We start from the raw sequence: 3706 nt of genomic DNA on the forward strand, positions 1-3706 counted from the left end.
GTTGCCGGCCAGCGGCCGGCACTACCGGATGTGGACCTCAGCTGCGCAGTTCTGCCAGCTGCGCCTGCAGCTCGGCCACGGCCGCTTCCAACTGGGCCACGCGCTCGGCCAGGCCCGGATCGGCCGCATCGCTGCTGCCCCCGCCACTGCTGGCGTACTTGGCCGCCAGCGCGGCACCATCCACTTCACCGCACAGCAGGTGCATGTAGCGGTCTTCGCGCTGGCCGCTGGCGCGCGGCAGCACCACCAGCAGCGCGCGCTGCTGCAGGCGCTCGACGGCGTGGCGGGCTTCGTCGATATCCGCAAACCGGTACAGACGCTCGCTGCGCGACACCAGCTCGCCCAAGGTCTGTGGGCCGCGCAGCAGCAGCAGCGCCAGCAGCACGGTCTGTTGCCGGGTCAGGTCCAGCGCGGCCTGCAGGCGGTGCTCGTAGCGGTCGGCGCGCGAGGAGAAGTGCTGGCGGGCCAGGCCCAGTGCTTCCAGCTGGCGCAGCGCGTGCTGCACGCTGCCGGCGTCCACGTTCATCACCGGCTCGCGGGCGGTCTTCTGGTTGGCCGCCGATTGGGCGGCATTGACGGTCAACGGGTAGGTGTCCGGGGTGGTCGCCTCCTTCTCCACCAGGCAGCCCAGCAGGCGGGCCTGCACCGCATCGAGCAGGGGAACGTCGGGGGTCTGGGTGGAATCGGTCATGGCGGCCTCCGGAAGAGCAGCGGGTCAACCACCAAGCATAGCCGTCCCCGGGTCGGCTTTGCCGGTAAAATGCGCCGGTATATCTGATTGCCGGTGAATCCATGCGTCGTCCTGTTTCCCTGTCCCTGACCCTGCTCGCCACCGCGGCGCTGGGCCTGTCTGCCTGCAAGCGCGTGGACGCGCCTGCCGCTGAAGCCGCGGCGCCGCAGGCCCCGGCGTCCGCCGCCAAGGCCGATGGCGCGCGTGATGCCACCGCCAACGACAACCTCAACGCCGTGCTGTGGATGCAGCGTGCGCAGGAGTACAGGGCGATCACCGAGCAGACCTACCGCGCCGCCGCCGACCACCTGGACGTGGCGCTGAAGGAAGCCCATTGGGATGCTCTGGTGCCGGAAGAACGCGGCAACGAGGCCAAGGGCCTGAAGCCGGCCGTGGTGCTGGACGTGGACGAGACCGTGCTGGACAACTCGCCCTACCAGGCGCGCCTGGTGCGCGACGGCAAGGAATACGACGAGCTGAGCTGGGACCAGTGGGTGGCCGAAAAGAAGGCCAAGGCGATCCCGGGCGTGGTCGATTTCGCCAAGGCGGCCAACGCCAAGGGCGTGACCCTGCTGTACATCTCCAACCGTGCCGTGCACCTGAAGGACGCGACCCTGGCCAACCTGCGCGAGCAGGGCCTGCCGGTGGCCGATGACAGCGTGTTCCTGGGCCTGGGCACCGTGGTCGAAGGCTGCGAGCAGGCTGGCAGCGAGAAGAACTGCCGCCGCCGCCTGGCCGGGCAGAAGTACCGCGTGCTGATGCAGTTCGGCGACCAGCTGGGTGACTTCGTGGAAGTGACCGCCAACACCAACGAAGGCCGTGACGCCCTGCTGCAGCAGTACCACGACTGGTTCGGCGAGCGCTGGTGGATGCTGCCGAACCCGACCTACGGCGGCTTCGAGCCGGCGCAGTTCAACAACGATTACAGCCAGTCGCGCCAGGCCCGCCACGACGCCAAGCGCGCCGCGCTGGACTACGCACCATGAGCCGCGCACCGCTGCCGCTGCGCGATGACGAGCGCCTGATCTTCGCGCTGGACGTGCCTGACCGCGCGCAGGCGCTGGCGTGGGTCGACCGCCTGGGCGACAGCGTGGCGTTCTACAAGATCGGCATGGAACTGCTCGCCTCCGGCGAGTACTTCCAGGTGCTCGATGAGCTGGCCCGCCGCGACAAGCGCGTGTTCGTCGACCTGAAGTTCTTCGACATCCCGGCCACGGCTGCGGCGGTGATCAAGCGCCTGTCGCAGTGGCCGGTCAGCTACGCCACCATCCATGGCTGGCACCCGGCCATGATGGAGGCGTGCGCCGCCGCCAACAGCGGCGACATGCGCCTGCTGGCAGTGACCGTGCTGACCTCGATGGGGCGCCCCGACCTCGCACAGATGGGCATCGACCGCGAACCGGTGGACGTGGTGGTCGAGCGCGCGCTGGCTGCCCAGGCCGCCGGCATCGATGGCGTGATCGCTTCGGGCCAGGAAGCCGGCCCGATCCGCGCTGCCACCGGCAGCGGATTCTCGATCGTCTGCCCTGGCATCCGCCCCGGTGGCCCGGTCGGCGATGACCAGAAACGTACCGTTGGCGTAGCGCAGGCCTTTGCCGATGGCGCCGATGCCATCGTGGTCGGTCGCCCGATCCGCCTGGCCGCCGATCCGCAGGCCGCAGCGCGGGCGATCCAGCAGGAAATCGCGTCGGCTCTGGCTGCACGCTGAGCCCACAGCCGACGCCGGTCACGCCGGCACCACGAACGCCATCCCGATCCATGCGGGATGGCGTTCGCATTTGTGGGTCTGCAGTTGTCGCAGGCGGCGCCAGCCATGAGAACTGTGCGCAGGTTCGCGCTGTGGGCCTCTCCACTGCTCCCCAATCGATGCACCGGTACGGACCGCGGCCGCGCCGGTTCCAACCATCGACAGAGGAGTACAGGGAAATGTATCGCAGCACCTCTTTGTTCATCGGCCTGCTGTTGGCCGCGTCTGCCGTACCCGCCATCGCTGCGCCGCAGCTGCGCGATGCGCCGCGCATCATCGGCGGCGAAGCGGCGCCGGCCGACGAGTACCCGTTCATGGTCAGCATCCAGGGCATCTTCGACGGCGATTCGGACCATGATCGCCACTTCTGCGGGGGCACCCTCATCTCACCCTCGTGGGTGCTGACGGCCGCGCACTGCATGCAGGGCGAAGCGCCTGGTGGCATCGCCGTTGTCGGCAAGGTCACGGCCCTGTCCACTGACGCCGGACCACGACCCTCCAACGTCAAGGCGATCCACGTCCATCCGGCATTCAACAGTGGCAATTCGCTGGAGCACGACGTCGCCCTGATCCAGCTCAGCGCACCGCTGGTCGGCGCACAGCCGGTAGCACTGCGGCTGCGGCCCGACGCCAGCTATCTCAAGCCGGGCCGTGAATTCACGGTGATCGGCTGGGGAGACACCGACATCGGCGATGGCCGGGTCTATCCGACTCAGCTGCAGACCGCACAGGTGCCGTTCGTGTCATTCGATGAATGCCAGCAGGCGTACGGCGGTGAACTATCACGTGGCAAGGTGATCTGCGCCGGCCGCGAGGGCATCGACAGCTGCCAAGGGGATTCCGGAGGTCCGCTGCTGCTGCGCCTGCGTGAAGGCTGGACCCAGTTCGGTGTCGTCAGTTGGGGCGAGGGCTGTGCGCTGGCCGGCTATCCGGGGATTTATGCCCGAATCGCCGAAAAACACGCCGTAGATTTCATTGAAGCGGTTTGGCAACGCGATTGACACAATAAAATCAAATACATACATGGCATTACGTGAAGTGTTGCCTTAACTTGAACGGCAGCGTAGGATCGCCGCCATCCGGTCCTCGGGCCGGACATGTGCCACAACACTGTCCTCCGGCCCCGCGCCGGCTTGAAGAGCCTGTGATCCCCGTGATCCGGGCTCTTTTTTTATCCCGCTGGTGGTTCTGGGGTCAGATCCCTTCTGCCTGCCGGCAGAAGGGATCTG

Annotated in this window: 4 protein-coding genes; 3 read left to right on the forward strand and 1 reads right to left on the reverse strand. The window is 67.6% G+C overall.

The genetic code is table 11. The features are described from left to right. Positions 1 to 37 precede the first annotated feature (37 nt). On the reverse strand, positions 38 to 691 hold the full coding sequence (locus ABGA94_RS18805; protein ID WP_005421088.1) for a YceH family protein: 654 nt from the start codon (positions 689 to 691) through the stop codon (positions 38 to 40). Positions 692 to 792: 101 nt separating this feature from the next. Here ABGA94_RS18805 and ABGA94_RS18810 point away from each other — a divergent pair, with 101 nt between their 5' ends. The 3 genes from ABGA94_RS18810 (at position 793) to ABGA94_RS18820 (ending at position 3478) form a co-directional block, all read left to right on the forward strand. Next, on the forward strand, positions 793 to 1716 hold the full coding sequence (locus ABGA94_RS18810) for a 5'-nucleotidase, lipoprotein e(P4) family (RefSeq protein ID WP_005421086.1): 924 nt from the start codon (positions 793 to 795) through the stop codon (positions 1714 to 1716). Beyond that, positions 1713 to 2438, forward strand: coding sequence for an orotidine-5'-phosphate decarboxylase (gene pyrF / locus ABGA94_RS18815; RefSeq protein WP_005421084.1), 726 nt, complete (start codon positions 1713 to 1715; stop codon positions 2436 to 2438). Before ABGA94_RS18810 ends, pyrF begins: the two co-directional genes overlap by 4 nt. 218 nt (positions 2439 to 2656) lie before the next feature. Beyond that, positions 2657 to 3478 (forward strand): trypsin-like serine protease, encoded by an 822-nt coding sequence (locus tag ABGA94_RS18820; RefSeq protein WP_053498015.1) that lies wholly within the window; start codon positions 2657 to 2659, stop codon positions 3476 to 3478. The last annotated feature ends 228 nt before the right edge of the window (positions 3479 to 3706 follow it).

Source organism: Stenotrophomonas sp. 3diitr2024, from assembly GCF_042136455.1.
Taxonomy (GTDB): domain Bacteria; phylum Pseudomonadota; class Gammaproteobacteria; order Xanthomonadales; family Xanthomonadaceae; genus Stenotrophomonas; species Stenotrophomonas sepilia.

Excerpts from the sequence above, each read along its gene's own strand:
- ABGA94_RS18810 (WP_005421086.1), top strand. The coding sequence starts at position 793 with ATGCGTCGTCCTGTTTCCCTGTCCCTGACCCTGCTCGCCACCGCGGCG.
- pyrF (WP_005421084.1), top strand. The coding sequence starts at position 1,713 with ATGAGCCGCGCACCGCTGCCGCTGCGCGATGACGAGCGCCTGATCTTC.
- ABGA94_RS18820 (WP_053498015.1), top strand. The coding sequence starts at position 2,657 with ATGTATCGCAGCACCTCTTTGTTCATCGGCCTGCTGTTGGCCGCGTCT.
- ABGA94_RS18805 (WP_005421088.1), bottom strand. The coding sequence starts at position 691 with ATGACCGATTCCACCCAGACCCCCGACGTTCCCCTGCTCGATGCGGTG.